Here is a 20,745-nt window from a genome sequence, read left to right as displayed (position 1 = left end):
AGGTAAGTATTTACCTATCATTTTACGCGTTTGAAAACGTATACGCTTACAGTGATTCCGGTGTCTTCAAACTCGTCAGTAAACGACTTCCCTTTGGCATAAACGTAATTATCCAGCGCCATCCAGTTCAGAACTGGCGCATTACCAGGCAGTACTGCCACCAGTCGCCCGCCGACTTTCAGATGCTCCAGCGCGGCCAGCGTATGCTCTCTGTGACGGCCAAGAGAGTAGGGCGGGTTCATGACGATTTTGTCAAACTGATAGCCTGCGTTGTCCTCAGACCACTTCATGAAGTCGCAGCAGACCGTATTTGTGTACCCCTTGCCAAGCAGGATATCAGCGAAGAGAGGTGCGACTTCTATGCAGGTAACGTCTTCCGGATTAGCGTCGATGCAGGCCAGCAGATCTCCACGCCCGGCTTCAGGCTCCAGCAGCTTCTCACCTGGCTTCAGCTCGATGGCTCTGGCAACGTACTCAGCTATCAAACGTGGGGTAGGGTAGAACTGGTGTGATTTTGTATCCGGTATTAAGCCGGTGGCCACAATCGTATTGAACGTATGGCCGATCTCATACGGGAACTGCCAGTGCTTTTTCTCCTGTACGCCGCCAATGAAGTTCAGTGTGCGCTCAAGCTCTTCCACCTGCGACTTCTGGAGGTTGGAATCAGAAAAGTACCAGACGCCTTTGTCTTTACTGAATCGCCCGTCGCGCAGCGCGGTACGAACCGGCTCGGAGATCGTCTTCTGGATTAACCCGAACTCTTTTGGTGCCCGTGTTTTGGGTGCAGTACGGCATGGCGCCGGGATTGCTGCAGGCATACTGTAAGCCAGCACCTCATTCAGCTTCCAGGCCACGTCAGGATGTATTTCAAAGTGAACGTTGCCGTTCTTGAACATCTTCACGCGCATCAGGTTTCCGTCGACATTCATCCAGTCACCGGTCTGGCAGTCGTTTGCCCGGTACGCAGCTGATAGCATCTCAGTTGTGCGGTTGATGGTGATGAACTCTTTGTGTGCGAAGAAATGAAGCATGACGCGCAGGTCGTCGATGTAGTCCTCTTTCCGGTAGTTCACGCTGACGCTGTCCCGCCAGAACTCGGAAATGCAGTTGGCGATGATCAGACGCTCGCTAAAGCCGTTCGTCTTATTGGTCTTGTGGGCAGGACTCAGCGCTTTAAACAAGCCATACACGCGCTCAGAGAGATATTTGTGCCTGTCATTCAGCAGATTGAGCATCGTTGGGATGACCGTTTCTGCTTTGAACTCCGGCACACCAACGAACTCCTTAACCTTCATCTGGTAGCCGGTTCTGTCAGTCCTGATGGTCTCCTGCTTGCCCTCGATAAACTGCTCACGCCACTCGTCGCGGCGGGAAGCTGGCATGATCAGCAGAACGTTTGTCATATCCGTGACCTTCTTCCAGTACTCGGCCCAGATATTCTGTTTCACCCATTCAAGGTCGACCTTGTCCAGCCAGGCTCTGTTAAAGCGTGTGCGCTCGTCATCCGGCCGGTGGTTGAGTCGCAGCAGGCGGTTAATCATGTTGTGGCGTTCGTCGCCATAAACGAAGTCGTGAACCTGATGCATGAATGCGATCTCTTTCTCGCACTCGGCCACAATTTCGTGGATGACGTTCATTTCCTGCCGGTAGTCGATATCAGTGTTTGGGGTGATAGCGTCAATGATGGAAAGGGCTGTATTCATTATTGCACCATTAAACAAATTGTTTTCTTGTTGGTGTTATTTTCCCAAAGTTGAAAAGGCGTAAAAGCAGCATTCACAGGCGTTGCAGCTGATTTAAGGCGTAAAAAAGGGGGCTTTCGCCCCCTGTCGGCAGGTGAGATATTAGTGGTGTACGTGCTGCGTTTTGTGCGGCTGTTTGTTCAGGTCGTGGCGATGGGTCAGCTCGCGCATCATGTCTTCAAGACGGCTCTTGGTGTCGTCAAGCTGGTCGGCCATTGCCCCCAGCAGATGGCGAACGGCTATCGGATCGTCGCTGTTCAGCTCAGGCATTTTGAACCCAGCCTGGGAAGACATCAGTTTGAAGGCGGCCAGCAACATCGCCAGAGAAGACTTCAGCCCGGCGATTTCACGATCTTTGCTGGCGTTGGTTTCATCTGCCTTGACTGAATCCGGTGAGCACTTCGGCTTGATTACCATTTCCAGAGTTGCCTGAAGTTTGTCGGCGCGTTCTTTCTCTTCCAGATACGCTTCGCCGAAATGACGCGCCAGCATCACAATTTCAATCGGATCATCAATCATGCTTGAGAACTTGAGAACGCTGAAAAGGCGGTCGATAGGGGAGGCGTCGTCTTCGTGACCAACCACAAGACCCATGATCTCAACCAGTTCGGCCGCACCAACTTTTTTAATCACGTTTTCAACTTTGGCATTAGTTTTTTTGCATTTTTCGCACATGTGTTTTTTCCTTATGTTTTTAAACAAGTTGTTTTCTCGATGGCGTTATTGTGGCGTGACTGAAAAGGTGGGCAAACGCTACGTAAAGGCGGACGCCCACACTGACGGTTAATGAAGACGTTTGGATTCCTTCATTTCGCGTTCGACATGCTCACGACAAGGCTCATACTCAATGGCGCTGGCGGTAATTTTCCCGGCAGCAATTAGCTTCACGGCAGCAAAGCAAAGTCCTTTAAAGGTGAACTTGGCCTGGTTGCGTCCGTTTCCGATGACAACGTTTTTGCCATATCCGCGGTCAATGAAGATCTTGAGGAACTGGCGGTTAACAGTGGTGTATTTGCGCTTAACGTACACATCACCCAGCGAGTCCATCAGCGCACCCAGAACAGCCCCGGACGTTCCGAGAATGCGACCAGCTTCATTCAGCCCATAAAGCTCATCAGCAGTGCCGCAAATGGTGTCCATGAGAATGGCTTTTGGCCTTGCCACCGACAGCTTGCGCTCAAGATCAGCACGCTGTTCTTCAAGATCGGCTGCCAGTCGAAGTGCTTCTGAAAAGGTTTCCGGGATGCTGGGGTAGGCACCGTAAAGCGCCCCGCTTGAAACACTCATTTCCAGCTCATGCCAGCGCTCAATGACAGCAGCGCGGTACTTCAACGAGTAGCCGGTAATGAGAACATCGGTATGCTTTCGGTCGAGCATGTACTCGCCTTCCATTCCCCGGTAATCGATGTTGACAACAATGCCTTCAACAATTGTAAGTAACTGATTTTTCTCATAACGCAATTTTGCGTTATGGTAATCGTCGGCATACAGCTCATTCAGCACGCTACGGATGTCGCGAAGAATGTCACTGTGTCGTTTACCGGTCAGCTTTGAGATTTCTTTTGAGGACATCAATGGTCTGTCCGGGAGCACACCGGGAATCGATAAAGTAGTCATCTCAAACATACATTCTCCATTCAGTGTAAAAAGGGCCGTCAGTGGCCCTTGTTGTTAACTCTCATTGGTTAATTGGCTAAACAATTTGTTTTAACAGTGCCGAAAATGGATTCGGCATCAAAAGAACCCGAGAATGCTGCCCACCGGAACAACGAAAATTCCCACGACACGCGCAAGTGTCATTCCGGCATCAAACTGAAGATCGCCACCGTTCACGAGTTTCACCAGATTCATGATCCAGCCACCAAGCAGAAAAATGGCGAGGCCAACAATCATCGCGGTGACTTTCTGGAAGCTCCATTTCATGCAATAGCCTCAGTCACAGTAGAAGGAAGATCCGGAGTTGCAGGTCGAGCTGGAATCGTGTCCAGCAGCATCCCATCCAGAGAGACAGGAGGTCGTTCTGGCAGGGGCGTCGTCTGCAAGGTTGTGGTGGAAGTAGTTGTGTCCGGTATCAACAGACTCTGACCGGCTGGCACGGCTACCGCTGCCAGGGTTGCTAAAATTACTCCGTAGGCCATTGGCTTGAGTCGATTTCGTTGAAAATTTTCCATGAGAACTGTCCTTGTGTGCCTGGGATTCACGCAACACACGAGAGGCGACGGAATCACGCACCTTCTCCATGCCTACTGTCGCGCCCAGATTTGCTATGGCGGTAGCTTGCGCATCAATGCGCTTCTCCAGCTCAAACACTCGTTCTTCCAGTTCCGCAAGGCGTGCAGAAACACGGCCGCTAAACAGCTCGGCCAGAACCAGGCGAATTGAACGGGGACGTTTATTGAAAGAAGTGAAAGGCGTTTGACGTGCCATTTGGATTCCACTCAGTGTCAGAAAGAGTTGCGGCTGGCCAAGCCAGCCGCCTTTTGGCGTTCCATCCTGGAACAGTACCTACCGGTACTTCGTCATCCTGACGAACGGTAAGATACCTGATTTAAAATGATAGGTAAATACTTACTTATCTTTTTGTGACAAAAATCCAATGTCACGCTTGTGAGGCATATCAGCTGCGGAGTAGGCGGCGATCTTCGCCAGGCGGTCACACATTTCGTTCTCGCGATGACCGGCATGACCTTTAACCCACTTCCAGCGGACATTGTGACGGCTGGCGGCCGAATCGAGACGTTTCCAGAGATCGACGTTTTTGACTGGCTTCTTCTCAGACGTGATCCATACGTTACGCTTCCAGCCTTTCATCCAGAGCGTCATGCCGTTTTTTAAATACTGGCTGTCGGAATGCAGGATCACGTTGCAGGGGTACTTCAGACGCTCCAGCGCAATCAGGGCGCCCATCATCTCCATCCGATTGTTGGTCGTGCTGTGGAAGCCCTCAGAAAGCTCGCGCTCTTCGCCTCGATACTGGAGAACGATGCCGTAACCGCCCGGCCCGCCCGGATTTTTGAGGCAAGAGCCATCACTGAATACTTTTACGGTTTTGAGCTGGGGATTGAACTCGACTACGGGGGTTTTGAAGTTGGTACGGGATTGCTGGTGGGTTTGGTATCTGGCTTTGGACTTCGTGCGGCAGCCAGTATGTTGCCGGGCTGGGGTCTTGGTCGTCATTTTGGCTCCAGAATCGCGCGCCGCGACGATTTTTTTCCTCGCGCGTGTGCGCACGCGTGCGTGTGAATATTAAAAATTTTTAGAAAAGAAAAACTTACTTCCCAGAACAGGTTTTAATAAAACCTGAACTGAACGAACGAAGTGAGTGAAGTTCACCTCGAACGAAGTGAGAGGTTGTCTTTTCAGGTAATACTTTCCCAGGGAGGTGAGTACAAAATTTCCTCACCAACCTGGTCGTTACATAACCTGAAAAGTTATGACCTAAGTCTACTGCCAGCTTAGGCTTGGGAAGTTATGGATGACAGCACCCCAGAACCGAGATCTTCCCACACTTTATGAAGGGGAGTACTGGATTCAACCTCTCGAAACACTCCAGACTCGACAATCATAAAGTGACCCTTCTCTCTGCTCACTTTGGTTCCCCCTTCCCCAACCCCTAAACGGTGCCGGTTCTACGCTGGTAGTGAGCTTTTTTAAACCTGACGCCAGTGACGCTATCCCCCACCCATCAGGTCGAGCTGCCGGAATCAATCCGGAAAGCGGGTAGATTTTATCACTGGCGATCAGCGTTTTAAATGGTAAGTACTTACCGATTATTTTGATTGATTATTTTCTCGACCATGAAGCTGGACGTTCAGGGCAAACACCTCATTGATGAGTTCCCCTAACAGCTGCTCCACCAGCTCTTTGTGCTCGCCTGAATGAAGACATTTGAGCGACCATTCGTAGAGACTGAAAGCCTTATCGCGATCTTTCATCATGTCGCGCACTTTGGCCAGAAAATCGCTCTCAACGAGCGCTACGACGTTCGTCGGGTATACCATGATAGTTTTCCTTACTGTGGTTCATAAAATCGATTCTAAAGCGTCTGAAGAGGGGTTCCAGTGGGTTCTGGAGGTGTAAAACGGTCTGGGAGTTGTTTGGAAATCACGTCTTAAAAAGCCTGCGTCTGTATATATTAATAATTAGTACTTAGTTATTTATATATACGGAAGCAGGTTCTCAAACTAACTCCCAGACTGGTGTTTACGCTGCCTTTTTACGTGGTCTCTTCTTCCTGACAACATTGGCAGGATCATAACCACCCAGCTTTTTCATCACCGCCAGCGGTATCTTGCTGATGGTGTGCCCAGCTTCCTGACAGTAGCCACGGAAGATAAGCAACATGCTGCCACCAGGGTTGATGTTCACCTCCACCAGCCCAAGTTCAACATCTGGCTCAACGAACGCCACGCGGCCGCCAGACAAGATGACGGTTTCGTTGGCGCATTCAGCCGCACGCTCGTACCACTGCGTATCGAGGGATTGTGGTATCAACATGACCGTCGTCACTCCACGCGCCTGCTCGCGGATGGCTGCGTCTATCCAGGGGGTGATTTTGGAGTAGGGCGGGTTAAGGAACGCCACAGTGCCAGGTTCTCCCCAGCTGCACTTGAGCGCATCACGCTCAACACCGATAAAGTTCGGCAGGAGAGCGTTATCTTTGTTGCAGGCGACGTCCACATCGAACTTTACGCCTATGTAACGTTGGATGGCGACAAACAACCACTGCGGTGTGCGCCAAAGGTCGCGAAGAGAGGCATCACGCTCTCGCTTTTTGATTTTTTCGGCTGCGATCATTATCTTGCTCTGATAGGTAAATACTTACCTATTTTTTCATTTAATCAAACGGATAGCAAACAAAGAAGAACGCGCCAGATTCGCAAACGGGAAGCTCTCTGGCGCGTTTTATCGATGCTGGGTATGCAATTAGCTTACCCAGCGTCCTAAAGCTGTCAGGGGGCTTTAGATCGGGTAGGGGAACATCATCCAATGGAATACTCCGCTATGAATTTTTTGACGATCGGCGACTCTTTATTAAGGGTTAGATTTCCACCTTCCCTGGTGGCAATGCCAGTAGCTGGAAACACAGCCATCATCTGGCCAGCCTGAGTCGAAGCGGTGTTGAGCGGATATGGTTTCTCCGGGTTGCTCATTAGCGCCAGTTTAATGCTATTGCTGGTCGCCGTGTTCGCGTCAAGGATATGGCGCATTGCGATTACCGTGTAGACGCTGATTTCCGGCCCACCACTAAACCAGTTCAAAAGGTTTAAGATCTTGTCTTTCGCTTTGACTGGCGCCCCTTCGAATGCGGCAGTAAAGCTCTCACTTTCCAGACCGGCTGTCGCATAGAACGATTCGTCCTTACCTTCCAGCGTGAAGCGAGGTTTGGCCGGGGTACGCTCTGATTTTGCCTTCTGGCGTTTTGGCTGCTCTTCTTCAGGTTTAGGCTCTGACGCCACTGAAGGTAAAGGGGTTGGATCTGTACCGGTAGTCTCAGTACTTCGAGCGTCAAGTTCAGGCGCTGGCTCGTTCACTATCTCCGCAACAAGGTCACGCTCTGGTTCCTCGACCTTCACCGATTCGTGCTCAATCTCAAGCTCTTCCAGAACGCTACTCAGATCGCCGGTAGAGCTGGCATTCATGACTTCATCCGCCACCGCCTCGACTGGTTTTGCGATTGCATCATCCAGACCAGAGAGAAGATCGTCGATCTCGTCGACACCGCTCATTTTCGCAGCTTTCTGCACTGGTTCGTCGAGAGATTGCAACATTGCAGTCAGTTCGTCTAGGTCATCGTTTTTAACAGTGTTTGTAACTGCGCTCATTTTTAACTCCTTATGTTTTCGTTGGTGCGTTTCCGCGTTTTGGTTGAGCGTATTCTGGCAAAACCTATCAGGCGGAAAAGTCATAATTACAGGCAGTTAGAAGAACTGAAGGCAAAGAAAAAGCGCCATCAGGCGCTTTCGAATGGGAGTTTGAAGAAGCCGTATTTCTCTCGGGCTTTGAAGAAACACTGCATCATCAGGTCAGTATCGTAGAGAGCGCTGTGGGCCTTCTCACGGTCGTAAGTGAACCCAAGTGAGAACGCCAGCTCTTCCAGGCGTGGGCGCTTCCCATCCTCGGTAGCCCACAAGCCATCCAGCATGGAGTCAACCAGAGGGATATCTGGCAATTTCACCCCATAGCTACCGAACTCGTGGCGAATGAACGGAAGGTCAAAAGCCTCTCCGTTATGGGCGACTAACGCGCTACATGCGCCCATGTACGCAGCAATCTTGCCTGCGTGGTCAGCCAGTAGCGGTTCCGTCGCCAGATCTTCCAGTGAAATACCATGCACTGCCTGCGCCTTCGGATCGATACTGCGACGCGGGTTGAAGCGCATCTCAAGGCTGTCGATGTGCTTCTGGGTTTCCAGTTCATAACGGGTTATCGCGATTTCGATAATTTTGTGGCCGGATGTGAAGTCCAGCCCTGTGGACTCAATATCGACGCCACCGACAATCGTGGTCATTGGTACTCCTTACAGCTTCTTCGCGCCTTTCAGCAGTGCGCCACGCACAAACTGAGCAGCCTTTTTCAGTGCGTCCTCGCCACTTTCGCAGACGACCGGCTCGCGCCATTCGCCCGTTGATGTGTTGAGGATCTGGATTTGGTTGGTCTCCAGGCAAACGGACACGTACAGAACCGTACCGCCTGAGAGTTTGAGGTGCATAGGAAACAGAGGGCGCTTGGTGCCGCCATTGAACTGCGACATCGCCACATTGATGGCTTCGCCAACCTCTTCCCCAACAAGCCCTTGAACGGACTCAAACACTGCGCGGATAGCCAGACGTGCTTCACGTTCACTCATCAAAGAGCGGGATTGTTCGTCAGCAATGCGGATCAGTGCTTCAATCGCTTTACGATCTAATTCATCCGAGAGGGGAAGTTCGTCTATCATTCTGTTTTTCCTCGATTCATTTCGCGTGTCTTATTGTCACACTGCCCAACAGGGGAGCAACATTCAGTGGAAGGTCACTCGTCCTGTTATACGGCGCTCGATGTTTTCAGCGGCTCTGTCCAGCACTCGCAATACCGATCTGGCTCGCGCTTCAACCGTGCGGCACTTTTCAGAAATAACGAACACCTGCAGATCGCCGGTTTGGGGAAGCGTGTTGATTTTTGTCAGCTCACCGCACATAAGTGCATCGATGCGAGCAACATAAAGACGGTCAAGCGATCCTCGCTGGGGACGCGCGAGATCTTTGCTGGAAAGCTCAACGCCCGGGCGAAGACCCGCGATAGCATTGAAGTTGGAAATGGCCGCTTTGTGGCAAAACTGCTCAATGTCGAGAGCCAGCTCGATGCAGCGGTCTTCGTTGGTCTGGCCGACCAGGTCAAGCGTATAAGCCATGACATCGGCTGGCGTGCGGTCGATAACAAAACCTTCAACGCCACGGGTGATCATCTCGATATGTCTGGCAATCTCCATCTGAACCTGAAGACGTTCGTAAAGGGGCAAACGCTCGCCAACCTTCACCCCCAGACTGCTCATCAGCTTGCCAACGCCGGCATCCACATACGGAATGCCATAATGCGCATCGATGTACCTTGCCAGGGTTGTTTTTCCACTGCCCTGTGCGCCAGTGATTCCAATCCGGTAATCCATTACGACCTTCTGTATACGATCTGCAAAAAGCCAGGCTCATCCTCATTTGCACGTTGGGTATAAGCCGTTTCGACTGGTACGAACCCTAAAGAACGCATCATTGGCGCCGGGAAGAACGCATCCGCGCCCGGCACATCCACGCCAATATGCGACAGCCAGATCTCTTCTACGTGTGGCATAAAGAGCGAGTAAATCTGCCCGCCACCAATCACCCAGACCGGATCTGGTAGTCTCAAAACGTCATCGATGCCAGCGGGGTAGAACCCATTGGGGATATAGCCACGAGAGCGAGTCAAAACGAGGTTATGGCGCTCTGGCAGCGGGCGTTTAAGACTTTCCATCGTCTTACGTCCCATCACGACAGTGGCGTTTTTGGTGAGTTGTTTGAACAGTTTCAGATCGGTCGGGCAACGCCAGGGAAGTTCGTTGCCAATGCCGATTTCATAGTTGCGGCCGACAGCTGCAATCATCTTCATTGGCTTACCTCATAGATGGTTGGTCGCTGGTGAGAATCTGCCAGCGCAGAACGCAGACGCGGATCGTGAACCAGTGCGGCGATAAGTAAGTCGCCTTTGTGCTCTGCCAGCGTGCGCTTGATATGGGTTTCAAAACTGACACCGCGCGGAACCAGGTGGAGCCAGTCATAATCAATGCCGAAGTCCTTCAGCCAGCGTTTGGTTGGGCCTTCGAGCGCTTCCGGACGACTACTGATAAGCACCACTTCAGCACCGGAGCGAGCAAAACCACGCAACATGCGGCTGGTGGGAAAGATGAGTTCATCACCGGCAATGAGAGCGCCTGCATCCGCATCAGGCACTGCTTTGCGATGGCTGGCTCTCGCCAGCACACCTTCAATTTCACACAACACATACATCCCTCTGGCCATATCACACCGCCACTGGAACCTTGATCCACGGAAGAGGGCTGTAGCCGCACACCTGCACACCTTCCCATTTGAAGTCGTCCAGTTCGGCCCATTCATGCGGGAAGATGACAACCGGGTCGGACTCTTTGGGCGGCTCGCGCTTCATCAGTTCCTCAACGCCTTCCATGTGGTTGTCGTAGAGATGAACGTCAAAGCCAAAATGCACGAATGCGCCAGCCATGTGGCCGGTGATCTTCGCGAGGAAGTGGGTGAGAATGCCGTAACCGGCGATGTTGAACGGCATACCAACAAAGGTATCGACGCTGCGCTGCACCAGGCATGAGTTCAGAATGCGTTTCGGGATACCCAGCTCGTCCAGCATGTTCTCAGTAATGCCGCCATCTCTTTCCAGAAGACACAGCATCTGGGTGTAAATGGATTCGTGGCCGTGGCGGTTGTGCTGGATGCCAATGTCGGTGGCCATCGTCAGTCGAGTCTCAAAGTCCAGCTCGCGACTCCACAGTGAAAACACGAAATGGCATGGCGGCAGCTTCATATCTTCCAGTTCGCCAACATTCCAGGCATTCAGCAGGATGCGACGATCTGTCGGGTTGGTGCGAAGCGTGTGAACGATACGCTGTAGCTGGTCGATTTCACGGGACAACACAACGCGATCTTCACTTACGCCCAGATACCCCTCGACCTTGTACCCGCGCTCACGGAACGTGTCGATTTTGCTCAAATACTCGCTATGGCTCACGATGCGGGTATCTTCCCACCGACGCCATTGTTTGCCATAGACCGGGCCTAAATCGCCATTTTCATCAGCCCAGGCATCCCAGATTTTGACGCCATTGTCTTTCAGGAACTGGATGTTGCCCGTTCCTTTGAGATACCACTCCAGCTCAACCAGTAACGGCTTCAGGTTGACGGCTTTTCCGGAGATAAGTGGAACAGAGCCGCCCGTCAGCATGTAGTAGGAAGGGACATATGAAACGCTTTTTGTGCCGGTTCCGGTGCGATCACCCGCGTGAACGCCAGTGTTGAGCACCGTTTCAACCACTTTGGCATACGAACCACTGGCAAACTGACCGTTCGTAAAGTCTCGATTCAGTAGGATAGACAAAATCAACCTCACACAAGATAAGTAAGTACATACCTATTATTTTATACAAGTTTATCTGTCAGAAGTGTGTAAAGCTAGGAGGGGAGTAAAAAAAATGGTGGCTCTTAGGCCACCATTGCAATGAGCAATTAAGAACTTGGACAATAAAACACGCTCAGGCAATATATAATGATAGGTGATCACTTACAATTATTTTTTAGCATCTCGTAAAGAGATGAGGACTTCGCCTTCTCAACAAAGCGAGTCAGATCCACATCGCTGTAGGTTGGGGATTTGAGGATCTTGCCATCAGAAACTCTGAAGCCAATCATCATGTCAGTCCCTTCAGCGTGGCGGAAGCCCAGATCTTCCTTGTCGTATTTGCAATTCTCTACCGCCACACGACGCTCTTCGGCGTCAGCCGGCCACAGCTTGGTCATGTTGGAACGATGGATTTCTGCCACCAGCTCAACAATATCGATACCGAGAAAATCAGCCAGGCGGTAGGTCATCATGCAGGCAACGTAGATTTTATTCATCACGCGGCGCAGCTCCTGCACCAATTCGGAATCGCTAATCGGCTTCGCTTCGAGTTTGTCAGCCAGCGCATTCAGCATTAATGCAGCTTCTTTTGCTTCTTCAAACGGGATGGCCATATCGTCAAAGACCGTGTTGCCCGGAACCATGATGGTGTGGATGAAGCGATCAACACTCTGCTCTTGGGTGTAGTAGCTCATGCCCGTAGAGATACCGCCTTTGATGGCCACCATTGTGCCGACGCCCACGTAAAGGAAGTCAGCCATCGCATCCAGCAGCGCCGTCATGTCCCCGTTTTTAGCTGCCGGGATGCCCTCGGTAACAGCTTCTTCGTGGATCAGCTTGGCACGCAGACGCAGTAGTGCCGGATCTGGAATGGCACGGCGTGGGTGCTGAAACAGTGTGTGGAACTGGTCAACCATCAGGTAGATGCTTTCCGTTGCCTTGCCAAAACCGGGATTCAACTCGTAAGGCTCTGGCTTAAATCCCACGAGTTTGTCTGCGGCAAGTTTCAGATGATCGGTCAGTTTCGTAAATTTCATGTCTTCTTTCTTTCCTTTGGACTTCATTTGATACGTCAATTGTGACCCAGCAGCGCCAGGCCACAAAGTGGTTAAACTCGGCTTAAAGGTCTGCGAACTGGCTCAGGCCGGAGCGATCGACAGCAGAGTCAATCTGGCCGACGAGGTAGTTGCTTTGTTCAGCTTCCTGCGGAGCGATCTGCAGGGTGTCTGACAGCAGCCATTTGTTCATCCATACCAGTGGATCGTCTTTGATTTCCGGGAACAGCGGTCGCAGCCCAAGACGACGCATTGCCAGGTTAGTGCGGTATTTCACATAGCTTTTGAGGATGTCGGCATTCAAGCCAATCATTGAGCCGTCTTTAAACAGATAGTCGGCCCAGCGCATTTCCTGCCCGGCCACGTCCATCATGGTCTGATAGATGAAACTCTCTTCTTCTGCGGCAATCGTCTTCCACATCAGACCTTCACGACCGGTACGCATAAAGCGGATCATGCGTTCAGTACCTTCGCAATGCAGAGCCTCATCGCGAGCGATAAAGCGCATGATCTTCGTGTTGCCCTCCAGCAGCTTCCGCTCACCAAAGGCGAACGTACACGCAAAGCTCACGTAGAAGCGAATCGCCTCCAGTGCATTCACCGACACCAGTGTTCGGAACAGCTGGCGCTGGAGAGGGTAGGGCTTGCCATCAAACTCGCTGACATACAGCCGTTCAAATTCGTCTTCACCAAGATGCTGGCGAGCGCAGGTCATTTCGTACAGCCTGTCATATTCGCTTGAGATGCTTACAGCCCGGCTGATGATCTCTTCGTCCGTGACGATGCCGTCGAAAACGATGCTCGGGTCATCCACCATACCGCGGATAATGTGGGTATAGCTGCGGCTGTGAATCGTCTCAGAGAACGACCAGGTCTCAACCCATGTCTCCAGCTCAGGAATGGAGATCAGCGGCAGTAGTGTTGCGTTTGGACTGCGACCCTGAACGGAATCCAACAACGTCTGGTAACGCAGGTTGCTCAGGAAAATATGGCGTTCGTGCTCTTGCAGCTTGGTATTGAAGTCGATGCGGTCAGTGGTAATGTCGACTTCTTCAGGGCGCCAGAAGAACGAGAGTTGTTTCTCAATCAGCTTTTCGAAGTCACGGTACTTTTGCTGATCGTAGCGTGCTACGTTGACAGACTGGCCGAGGAACATAGGTTCCTTCGTTGCGTCGTTAGCGCCCAAACGGAAAGTAGAATAAGTCATGTGTTTCCCTCTGAATGTTATCGAGTGGCTTTAAACAAATTGTTATCTTATTGGTTTAAACAAGGTACTCAACTCAATGAAAAGGTGGGGATTTCTCCCCACGCTCATCAGATTTTGCACGCGCCATCGCACTCATCTTCTGGCTCAACAACCTCCGCAGCGGAAGGCTCTGACACCTGATCGTCGTCATCACGCTTACCAGCGCCATCACGCGTGTTGTGGTAATAAAGCGTCTTCACACCTTGCTGATACGCAAACAGCAGGTCTTCCAGCAGCTTCATCATTGGAACCTTATCGCCAGGGAAGCGAGTCGGGTCGTAGTTGGTGTTCGCAGAGATGGCCTGATCGAAGAACTTCTGAATAATGGCCACCTTAGTCAGATAGCCGCGGTTATCCGGCATATCCCACAGGTACTCGTACTGGTCTTTCAGTTGCGCGAAGTCCGGAACGACCATCTTCACGATGCCGTCTTTTGAAGACTTCACGGACACCGGGCCGCGGGGCGGCTCAATACCATTGGTGGAGTTGGTGATCTGGCTGGACGTCTCACATGGCATTTGCGCTGTAAGAGTGGAGTTACGCAGACCATGCTCACGGATACGGCCACGCAGCTCTTCCCACGGCATTTTCAGCTCGAAAGAGGTCTCCGGGTTGGTATCCAGCGTTTTGCGATAGTGGTCGACTGGCAGCTGGCCCTGTGCATATTTGGTGTGGGAGAACCAGTCACATGCACCTTTCGCTTCGGCCAGTCGGCAGCTCGCATCGAGCAGGTAGTACTGAATGGCTTCGAAGGTCTCATGCACCAGCTGGTTGCCCGCAGCGTCAGAGTAGTTAAAGCCGTTCTTCGCCAGATAGTAGGCAAAGTTGGTTACGCCAATGCCCAGGCTACGACGTGCTTTAGCCGGGATTTCTGCAGCAGCCATCGGGTAGTCCTGATAGTCGAGCAGAGAGTCCAGTGCCGCCACAGCGTAGAACGCCACGTCTTTCAGTGAGTCCAACGTGCGGATCGCGCCCAGGTTAAACGCAGACAGAGTGCAAAGCGCGATTTCCCCGTTCGAATCGTCAGTGAACGCCAGTGGCTTGGTCGGTAGCGTGATCTCCATGCAGAGATTGGACTGGTGTACCGGTGCAATTTCCGGAACGAATGCGCCGTGATCGTTCATGTGGTCGACGTTGGCAATGTAAACACGACCAGTAGAGGCACGCTCCTGCATCAGCGTAGAGAACAGGTCGACGGCCGGGATAGATTTCTTACGGATGCTCTCGTCGGCTTCGTACTTCAGGTACAGCTCTTCGAACTTGTCCTGATCAACAAAGAACGCGTCGTACAGGCCCGGCACATCGTGTGGGCTGAACAGCGTAATGTTTTCGTTGCGCACCAGGCGGCGATACATCAGACGGTTAATCATCACGCCATAGTCGAGATGACGAACGCGGTTCTCTTCAATGCCACGGTTGTTTTTCAGCACCAGCAGGCTTTCTACTTCCAAGTGCCAGATCGGATAGAACGCTGTAGCAGCGCCGCCGCGAACACCGCCCTGAGAGCAGGATTTCACCGCCGTCTGGAAGTGTTTCAGGAATGGAATAACGCCAGTGTGGGTGGCCTCGCCATTGCGGATCTCACTTCCCAGCGCACGCAGACGCCCAAAGCCAATACCAATGCCCGCGCGACGTGACACGTAGTCGATGATTGCGGAAGACGCAGCGCTAATCCCTTTCAGACTATCAGCAGCTTCAATCAGCACGCAGCTGGAGAACTGGCGAGTAGGGGTGCGCACGCCGGCCATAATTGGCGTTGGCAGAGACAGCTTGAATGTACTGGTCACATCGTAGAAGCCTTTAACCATCTCCAGACGCGTCTTACCGGCGCAGCCATCTTCCCAATTCTGGAACAGGCACATGCCTACCAGCATGTAGAGTTGCTGTGGCCCTTCGTAGATAGCGCCAGTTACACGGTTTTGAACGAGATACTTGCTCGCCAGCTGCACGGTTGCGGCATAGCCGAAGTATTCGTCGCGCTTAGGCTTGATGTACACGCCCAGCTCGGCAATTTCTTCCTGAGAGTAGTATTTGAGAAGGTCTTCATCGTAAACGCCACGGCTGACGTTGCTGACGATGTGATTGTAGAAATTCGGGTAGTCATACTGCCCGAAGGCGTCCTTGCGGATCTTGAACAGGCTCAGTCGCGCGGCAACCTGCGAGTAGTTCGGGGTTTCCGGAGAGATCAGATCGGCAGCGGACTTCACCAGCGCTTCATGCAGCTGGCAGGTGGTCATTCCGTCGAAAATGCTGGCAGCGGCGCCCATAGCGACAGCAGACGCGCTAACGTTGCGAATGTTTTCGACTCCCCACATCACAACGCGGTTGTATTTTTCCTCTGACAACGGCTCTGTGGAACCGTTACGTTTTACGATGCTTATCATGTATCACCCAATAAAAAAGGCCACTAAATATAGTGGCCTCATGTTAATAGATAAGCACTTACCTATCAATTACCGACTTATAAAATTCCTGCAAGAACATCGCGAACCTGACGGAATTGATCAGTTTGCATACCGGTGTAAATCGACGCAACAGCGTCCGCAAGGTGCTCGTTTTTATTCACCAGCACTTCCTTGCCAGATTGCTTCCGGCGCAACCACGGGGCGTTTGGTTGCTTCTGCGTAGCCCACTGAATGATCTCTTCCTTCGACGTGGTCAGCTTATTCCCAACATAGTGCTTAATCTCGTTTGGCGTGACCTGTATAAGTGGCTTATCCACGCACGCCAGTACGCCAATGCAAATGCCATATGAGGTCTGAGAGCGACTCGATTGGCTACCAACCGGCAATTCACAAAACACCATATGAGCCTGCTCGATTATGGGCTTGGCGGTACGCCAGATTTCATTAGCGCGGCGCAGATCGTCGCTGTTTACGCGAACCGTCTTCTTGTTGCCGCCAGCTTTGGTTTCCACCAATGTCAGGCCATGAATGTCCAGCTTATCCGTTTCCAGATCCAGCGTGCCAATCGCCAGGCCAAAGTTGCTCATTGAAGGGTCGACGCCGACCACACGAATGGTTTTACTCATTTTTGGTCCCCTTACCACGTAGCCCAGGTTGGGCATTCCATTAGTTTCTGTTCAAGTGTCTTTTCCGGCTCGCGAGTTGGCGGCTTCGGAATGTCGCTAACAACGTGAATGCTATCGTTGGTTAGAACGCCTGCAGCAATGTCCGTATCGATCATGCTCTGGCCGATGAAATGCCGCATGATGTCGATCAGATGGTGTGCAGCCGTTTCATTCGCGCTGAATACATGGGGGAGAAGAACTTCAATAATCGCTACTTCACATCCCTCCTCGTAAAAGCAGAGTTTCGCCCACTTTGAAATTGGCGCGTGCAGGTCATAGTCAACAGAGAAGCTGGCGAAGGCAGCACCCGGCATTGCAACGTGATCCGCGCGTGCGTTAGCGTGTCGAATCAGATTAGTGAATGCGGTGCTGATGTGCGTCTCCATCGCATTGAAGAGCGCATTTTCTTGGATGTTCAGCGTTCCGGTTTCAGGAATCACAACGAACCCCGGCCCAGAATGTGGGAGATATCCACCTTCCGTAAATGGATTAATAAGGATCGGCGCAGTGCTTCCTGACGGCAGCATAGACAAACTCGGCATCAACGGAGTCGATGACAACAGACTGGTTAATACCGAGAACTGGTCGTCATTGATGTTTTCGTTTTTCCACAAAAGTGCAGGCGCAGCTGCTTTTGCCGTATGGTGGTTTATCAGCTTTATAGACTGCATCACGGCAAACATCTGCAAAAACTGCGTTCGGCTCAAGTTAAACGACATAGCTGCGACCCTCTTTGACTTCGACTGTGATGGTTTCCCGGAACCACGATTTCATCTCTTTGTGGGAGATGATCATCACTGTGCCGCGTTCACGCGCTTTGGCTTCCAGAATCCCCATGAGACGCTCCAGACCGGCAGTGTCGAGCGCGTCGTCAATTTCATCGCCGATAAACAGCTCGATATTCTTACTGGCGCGACTGGCAACCAGATCCTGCAAGGCAAGAGAGCACGCAATGCGTACCTTACGCTTCTCGCCACCAGACAACGTCTGGAAGGATTTGCTGGAGCCTGTTTTGGTTACGCTGATATTGAATTTGTCGCGATACTCGCCTTTCTTCGTTGTCTCCATTGTCGACCATTCGGCAACGATATTGCCGTCCGACAGCGTGTTGAGATACTCCGCAGTCCTGATGTTCAGGAAAGGCGTAACAGACGTCAGGATGTGTGAACGCACGCCTGCTGGGGAGTAAACCTGGCGAGCTTTCTCCAGCAACAGAGCCTGTTCCTGAATGCTTTTTAACTCTTTTTTAAGTACTGCATGATTAGATTTATTGGCAGCCAGGTTGTCTTCATGGCGCTTAATGACAGCCAGAAATGGGTTTACCTCTGCCATGATGCGATTCACGTCAGTACGCGCCCGCGCCACCATCGCTTCGACGGCCACAACTTCACGTTCTCGATGACGCAGCGCACTTAGCTCATTGGTCAGGCGTTCGATTCTGGCGATGATTTCTGAGACGTCGGGTGTGGCTGCGACCAGTGCAGACTCGATGCCGAGCGCTTTCTCAAGACGAGCTTTGTGTTGAGCCACTGCCGCTGCTGATGCCTGCGCCTGGCCGATCTCATTACGCGCTTGTTCAATGAAACTCTCCTTCACGGTGGACAAATCTTCTTCGCAGTAGGGCTTTCCGCACGTAACACAAGGTGCTCCGACCTTTGTGTTGACCTTTTCTGCTTTGGTTTTAAACGAGCGAGCACGGTTCATGGACTCGTTCTGTGCCGCTTCTGAAGTGCGGATGCTTGAGCGGATCTCCGTAATCGCACCGCGCACCTTCAGCAGTTTGGCGTCATGCTCTTCTTTGGAGGCCAGCTTGCTGCGTTCGCCAGCAATCGCGTTTTCCGTATCCCGGATCTGTTCCGGCAGCGAGCGAATTTCCATCACGACTTCAGACAGCGTTACCTCCGCGCCAGCCAAATCGACGCGGGCCTTGTCCAGACGTTCGCCGCGATCGCGCTCCCAACTATCAGAGGACGCTTTGGCCGCCTCAATCTCTGACTGCGCGGTCTCGATAAGCGTGAGACAGGCGTCCATTTTGGATTTGGTAACATCCATGCGTGCGGCAGCTGCATTAGCACGCTCGCGAGCAATGGCATAGGCTCGCGTTAACCGGTCGACGCCAGCGGCTTCTTCAACGATGGTTTTGAGGTTCTTGTCGGACATACCCGGCAGATCAGGCATTGCTTCCTGACTGGCGTAGATGGACGCCATGAACACCTCTTTCGATGCACCAATCAGGCGTTCAACGAACTCCTGCGTCAGTGTGTCTTTGCCTTTGGTCATATCACCGTCTTCGCCACGAACGATCAGCCGGTTCTTGAACTCTTTGTGTTTGCGGTGGCGAATGATGGCGTAACGCTTTCCTTCATCCTCAACAGTCACCATCACGCGACAGTTTTTCTCGTGGCCTGTAGAGAGCACGTCGTCACCTTTAACGCCATGCGCAGTTTCACCATACAGACACCACATCAGGCTGTTCATCAAAGTCGATTTGCCAGCGCCATTGCTGGCAGCGGAAGAGTCGCCACTGTTAACACCCTGAATGAGCACCAGACCGCGTTGGTCTAACTCAACTTCGGCGCTGGCTAACGCCATGAAGTTCTCAACCTGGAGCTTCAGAAATTTCATACAATGCCTCTAACTTTATGATTCAAATGCTGGCCTTTTCGCAGTTGAAACTCCGTGTGGGCTGGGAAAGATCGGCGTTTCAGTACGCCTTGTTTGCTCAGTCTTCCCAGATAAAACGCCACAGGGTTTCCGTTGGGTGGGTAGGGCTTGTGGAACATCACCGTCTGGCCTCGTTCAAGTCTTTTCATCGTGGAGATGAAGTCCCGAAAGCTCCCAGAATGGCTCGTACTCACATTGCCTCCGCACTCTCCGCTTCGGTCAGGATCTCCTGACACAGCATGTCAAGCTTGCTCAGGTCGAAGCCGCCGTCAGTGTCGTGAACGATCTTGCAGTACGCCGCGACGGACTCGCCCAGGCTGTCTATTTTGCTGGTCTCCGCAGTACTGGCAGTGCCTTCCATCATCGATGCCTTGCGGATGAAGTTGCAGACGACACCCTTCGCGCCCATTGTTTTCAGGACGTTCTGGATTTTGATGCCCTCTTCATCGCTCTCCACAACGGCACGGAAGCGCACGTAGTTACCGCGAATTTGGTCGTCTTCCACATCGTCCTCAAGGTTGACGAACTTGGGTGCGGAGGTTTCGTGGTGGGTGAATGTGCCGTCAGGGTTGACGATCATGAAGCCAGCCAGCGAGCCAACATCGCCCCAATTCTGGTGCGTCAGCGCCCCGATGCTAACCACTCCAGGCAGCACTTCTTTGTGGTTGTGGTAGTGTCCGGACAGCAACAAACGGAAGCCGATATCTTTCAGTTCCTGTGCGTCGATGCCGACATCTGGCATGGTGGGGATCGCTTTGTTGATCGAGGTATGCACAACGACATCGTGATTGTCGCCATCCAGCCCGGAACGCAGTGTTTTGAGGTCGCTAATAAGCTCTGCGTGGTTGTTACGCCAGCTAATCAGGTGGACGGTTACGTCGCCCATTTTGATGGAGTGAGGACGTTTGCCGCAGACAATTTCCACACCGATTGAGCGCAGAGAGGCCGCTGCATTGGCGCTGTATACGGAATCGTTGGTTTCGAGGTCGTGGTTGCCGGCCAGCATAACCACTTCGAGGCCCAACTCTTTGATGATCCACTCGTAAGTTTCAGTCACGAAATGCAGGACGGAAGGTGATATAGCACCACGAACATGGAAAGTATCACCAGCCACCAGCATGTACTTACAGCCCGCAGCTTTCATGGCTTTGGCTGCTTCTTTAGTGGCGTCCAGTTGGATCTCCAGTCGAGAGTTCAGCCCGTCAGCGTTTGTTGTCGCAAAAGCATCCCAACGATGATAATGGGGATCTGATATCACCCCGTATGGCAATGTCATGTGTCTTTTCCTTTGTGGTTATTTTGATACAG

At 52.1% G+C, this 20,745-nt stretch carries 23 protein-coding genes; all 23 read right to left on the bottom strand.

Annotated features, from left to right (window positions below; genetic code table 11):
• Positions 1-17: 17 nt before the first annotated feature.
• The 23 genes from L3069_RS26390 to L3069_RS26280 all read right to left on the bottom strand — a co-directional run bounded on the left by L3069_RS26390 (position 18) and on the right by L3069_RS26280 (position 20,713).
• Positions 18-1,703 (bottom strand): DUF4942 domain-containing protein, encoded by a 1,686-nt coding sequence (locus L3069_RS26390; RefSeq protein ID WP_236901985.1) that lies wholly within the window; start codon positions 1,701-1,703, stop codon positions 18-20.
• Positions 1,704-1,844: 141 nt separating this feature from the next.
• A complete protein-coding gene (locus L3069_RS26385) occupies positions 1,845-2,417 on the bottom strand; it encodes a hypothetical protein (protein ID WP_022649922.1) in 573 nt (190 codons plus the stop codon).
• Between the two features lie 108 nt (positions 2,418-2,525).
• Complete coding sequence (locus L3069_RS26380) at positions 2,526-3,368, bottom strand: Rha family transcriptional regulator (RefSeq protein ID WP_000462606.1); 843 nt, start codon at positions 3,366-3,368, stop codon at positions 2,526-2,528.
• A gap of 108 nt (positions 3,369-3,476) precedes the next feature.
• Entirely contained in the window at positions 3,477-3,665 is a 189-nt protein-coding gene (locus L3069_RS26375; protein ID WP_000872126.1) for a hypothetical protein, read from the bottom strand.
• Between the two features lie 9 nt (positions 3,666-3,674).
• On the bottom strand, positions 3,675-4,169 hold the full coding sequence (locus L3069_RS26370; protein WP_039264857.1) for a hypothetical protein: 495 nt from the start codon (positions 4,167-4,169) through the stop codon (positions 3,675-3,677).
• Positions 4,170-4,310: 141 nt separating this feature from the next.
• Positions 4,311-4,919, bottom strand: coding sequence for a ribonuclease HI (gene rnhA, locus L3069_RS26365; protein WP_214606666.1), 609 nt, complete (start codon positions 4,917-4,919; stop codon positions 4,311-4,313).
• 593 nt (positions 4,920-5,512) lie between these two features.
• Positions 5,513-5,743, bottom strand: a complete 231-nt coding sequence (locus L3069_RS26360) for a hypothetical protein (RefSeq protein WP_000262979.1) — start codon at positions 5,741-5,743, stop codon at positions 5,513-5,515.
• A 202-nt stretch (positions 5,744-5,945) separates the two neighbouring features.
• Entirely contained in the window at positions 5,946-6,539 is a 594-nt protein-coding gene (locus L3069_RS26355; RefSeq protein WP_004109976.1) for a phage N-6-adenine-methyltransferase, read from the bottom strand.
• A gap of 185 nt (positions 6,540-6,724) precedes the next feature.
• Positions 6,725-7,567 (bottom strand): hypothetical protein, encoded by an 843-nt coding sequence (locus L3069_RS26350; RefSeq protein WP_023180903.1) that lies wholly within the window; start codon positions 7,565-7,567, stop codon positions 6,725-6,727.
• Between the two features lie 128 nt (positions 7,568-7,695).
• Positions 7,696-8,253 (bottom strand): 3'-5' exonuclease, encoded by a 558-nt coding sequence (locus L3069_RS26345; protein ID WP_000208226.1) that lies wholly within the window; start codon positions 8,251-8,253, stop codon positions 7,696-7,698.
• A 9-nt stretch (positions 8,254-8,262) separates the two neighbouring features.
• A complete protein-coding gene (locus L3069_RS26340) occupies positions 8,263-8,682 on the bottom strand; it encodes a hypothetical protein (protein WP_004109992.1) in 420 nt (139 codons plus the stop codon).
• Positions 8,683-8,745: 63 nt separating this feature from the next.
• Positions 8,746-9,390 (bottom strand): AAA family ATPase, encoded by a 645-nt coding sequence (locus L3069_RS26335; RefSeq protein ID WP_000386471.1) that lies wholly within the window; start codon positions 9,388-9,390, stop codon positions 8,746-8,748.
• A complete protein-coding gene (gene dfrA51, locus L3069_RS26330) occupies positions 9,390-9,866 on the bottom strand; it encodes a trimethoprim-resistant dihydrofolate reductase DfrA51 (protein ID WP_000781812.1) in 477 nt (158 codons plus the stop codon). Before dfrA51 ends, L3069_RS26335 begins: the two co-directional genes overlap by 1 nt.
• Positions 9,863-10,258 (bottom strand): hypothetical protein, encoded by a 396-nt coding sequence (locus tag L3069_RS26325; protein ID WP_160956520.1) that lies wholly within the window; start codon positions 10,256-10,258, stop codon positions 9,863-9,865. Before L3069_RS26325 ends, dfrA51 begins: the two co-directional genes overlap by 4 nt.
• Positions 10,259-10,277: 19 nt before the next feature.
• On the bottom strand, positions 10,278-11,381 hold the full coding sequence (locus L3069_RS26320) for a thymidylate synthase (RefSeq protein ID WP_022649915.1): 1,104 nt from the start codon (positions 11,379-11,381) through the stop codon (positions 10,278-10,280).
• 179 nt (positions 11,382-11,560) lie between these two features.
• Positions 11,561-12,439, bottom strand: coding sequence for a phosphoribosyl-ATP pyrophosphohydrolase (locus tag L3069_RS26315; RefSeq protein WP_213845523.1), 879 nt, complete (start codon positions 12,437-12,439; stop codon positions 11,561-11,563).
• Positions 12,440-12,521: 82 nt separating this feature from the next.
• Positions 12,522-13,664, bottom strand: a complete 1,143-nt coding sequence (gene nrdB / locus L3069_RS26310; protein ID WP_236901984.1) for a class Ia ribonucleoside-diphosphate reductase subunit beta — start codon at positions 13,662-13,664, stop codon at positions 12,522-12,524.
• A 107-nt stretch (positions 13,665-13,771) separates the two neighbouring features.
• A complete protein-coding gene (gene nrdA, locus L3069_RS26305) occupies positions 13,772-16,087 on the bottom strand; it encodes a class 1a ribonucleoside-diphosphate reductase subunit alpha (protein ID WP_000623686.1) in 2,316 nt (771 codons plus the stop codon).
• 77 nt (positions 16,088-16,164) lie between these two features.
• Positions 16,165-16,734: a hypothetical protein gene (locus L3069_RS26300; RefSeq protein WP_004110012.1), complete on the bottom strand. Its 570-nt coding sequence runs from the start codon at positions 16,732-16,734 to the stop codon at positions 16,165-16,167.
• 11 nt (positions 16,735-16,745) lie between these two features.
• The gene (locus L3069_RS26295) at positions 16,746-17,492 is read right to left on the bottom strand and encodes a hypothetical protein (RefSeq protein WP_058655792.1); all 747 of its coding nucleotides are present in this window, start codon (positions 17,490-17,492) and stop codon (positions 16,746-16,748) included.
• On the bottom strand, positions 17,482-19,398 hold the full coding sequence (locus L3069_RS26290) for an AAA family ATPase (RefSeq protein ID WP_236901983.1): 1,917 nt from the start codon (positions 19,396-19,398) through the stop codon (positions 17,482-17,484). Before L3069_RS26290 ends, L3069_RS26295 begins: the two co-directional genes overlap by 11 nt.
• Positions 19,395-19,673 carry a hypothetical protein gene (locus L3069_RS26285; RefSeq protein ID WP_234783223.1) on the bottom strand — a complete coding sequence of 93 codons (279 nt, stop codon included), beginning with the start codon at positions 19,671-19,673 and terminating at the stop codon, positions 19,395-19,397. Before L3069_RS26285 ends, L3069_RS26290 begins: the two co-directional genes overlap by 4 nt.
• Positions 19,628-20,713: an exonuclease SbcCD subunit D gene (locus tag L3069_RS26280; protein ID WP_006812554.1), complete on the bottom strand. Its 1,086-nt coding sequence runs from the start codon at positions 20,711-20,713 to the stop codon at positions 19,628-19,630. The genes L3069_RS26285 and L3069_RS26280 overlap by 46 nt, the downstream gene beginning before the upstream one ends.
• Positions 20,714-20,745 lie beyond the last annotated feature (32 nt).

Source organism: Enterobacter cloacae complex sp. ECL411, assembly GCF_021869665.1.
GTDB classification, from domain to species: Bacteria; Pseudomonadota; Gammaproteobacteria; order Enterobacterales; family Enterobacteriaceae; genus Enterobacter; species Enterobacter intestinihominis.
The sequence above is the reverse complement of the archived record's forward strand: the minus strand, read 5'-3'. Positions and strand labels throughout refer to the sequence as shown.

Excerpts from the sequence above, each read along its gene's own strand:
- rnhA (WP_214606666.1), bottom strand. The coding sequence starts at position 4,919 with ATGACGACCAAGACCCCAGCCCGGCAACATACTGGCTGCCGCACGAAG.
- nrdB (WP_236901984.1), bottom strand. The coding sequence starts at position 13,664 with ATGACTTATTCTACTTTCCGTTTGGGCGCTAACGACGCAACGAAGGAA.
- L3069_RS26360 (WP_000262979.1), bottom strand. The coding sequence starts at position 5,743 with ATGGTATACCCGACGAACGTCGTAGCGCTCGTTGAGAGCGATTTTCTG.
- L3069_RS26300 (WP_004110012.1), bottom strand. The coding sequence starts at position 16,734 with ATGAGTAAAACCATTCGTGTGGTCGGCGTCGACCCTTCAATGAGCAAC.
- nrdA (WP_000623686.1), bottom strand. The coding sequence starts at position 16,087 with ATGATAAGCATCGTAAAACGTAACGGTTCCACAGAGCCGTTGTCAGAG.
- L3069_RS26355 (WP_004109976.1), bottom strand. The coding sequence starts at position 6,539 with ATGATCGCAGCCGAAAAAATCAAAAAGCGAGAGCGTGATGCCTCTCTT.
- dfrA51 (WP_000781812.1), bottom strand. The coding sequence starts at position 9,866 with ATGAAGATGATTGCAGCTGTCGGCCGCAACTATGAAATCGGCATTGGC.
- L3069_RS26375 (WP_000872126.1), bottom strand. The coding sequence starts at position 3,665 with ATGAAATGGAGCTTCCAGAAAGTCACCGCGATGATTGTTGGCCTCGCC.
- L3069_RS26385 (WP_022649922.1), bottom strand. The coding sequence starts at position 2,417 with ATGTGCGAAAAATGCAAAAAAACTAATGCCAAAGTTGAAAACGTGATT.
- L3069_RS26390 (WP_236901985.1), bottom strand. The coding sequence starts at position 1,703 with ATGAATACAGCCCTTTCCATCATTGACGCTATCACCCCAAACACTGAT.
- L3069_RS26340 (WP_004109992.1), bottom strand. The coding sequence starts at position 8,682 with ATGATAGACGAACTTCCCCTCTCGGATGAATTAGATCGTAAAGCGATT.
- L3069_RS26350 (WP_023180903.1), bottom strand. The coding sequence starts at position 7,567 with ATGAGCGCAGTTACAAACACTGTTAAAAACGATGACCTAGACGAACTG.
- L3069_RS26280 (WP_006812554.1), bottom strand. The coding sequence starts at position 20,713 with ATGACATTGCCATACGGGGTGATATCAGATCCCCATTATCATCGTTGG.
- L3069_RS26345 (WP_000208226.1), bottom strand. The coding sequence starts at position 8,253 with ATGACCACGATTGTCGGTGGCGTCGATATTGAGTCCACAGGGCTGGAC.
- L3069_RS26315 (WP_213845523.1), bottom strand. The coding sequence starts at position 12,439 with ATGAAATTTACGAAACTGACCGATCATCTGAAACTTGCCGCAGACAAA.
- L3069_RS26380 (WP_000462606.1), bottom strand. The coding sequence starts at position 3,368 with ATGTTTGAGATGACTACTTTATCGATTCCCGGTGTGCTCCCGGACAGA.
- L3069_RS26290 (WP_236901983.1), bottom strand. The coding sequence starts at position 19,398 with ATGAAATTTCTGAAGCTCCAGGTTGAGAACTTCATGGCGTTAGCCAGC.
- L3069_RS26295 (WP_058655792.1), bottom strand. The coding sequence starts at position 17,492 with ATGTCGTTTAACTTGAGCCGAACGCAGTTTTTGCAGATGTTTGCCGTG.
- L3069_RS26370 (WP_039264857.1), bottom strand. The coding sequence starts at position 4,169 with ATGGCACGTCAAACGCCTTTCACTTCTTTCAATAAACGTCCCCGTTCA.
- L3069_RS26335 (WP_000386471.1), bottom strand. The coding sequence starts at position 9,390 with ATGGATTACCGGATTGGAATCACTGGCGCACAGGGCAGTGGAAAAACA.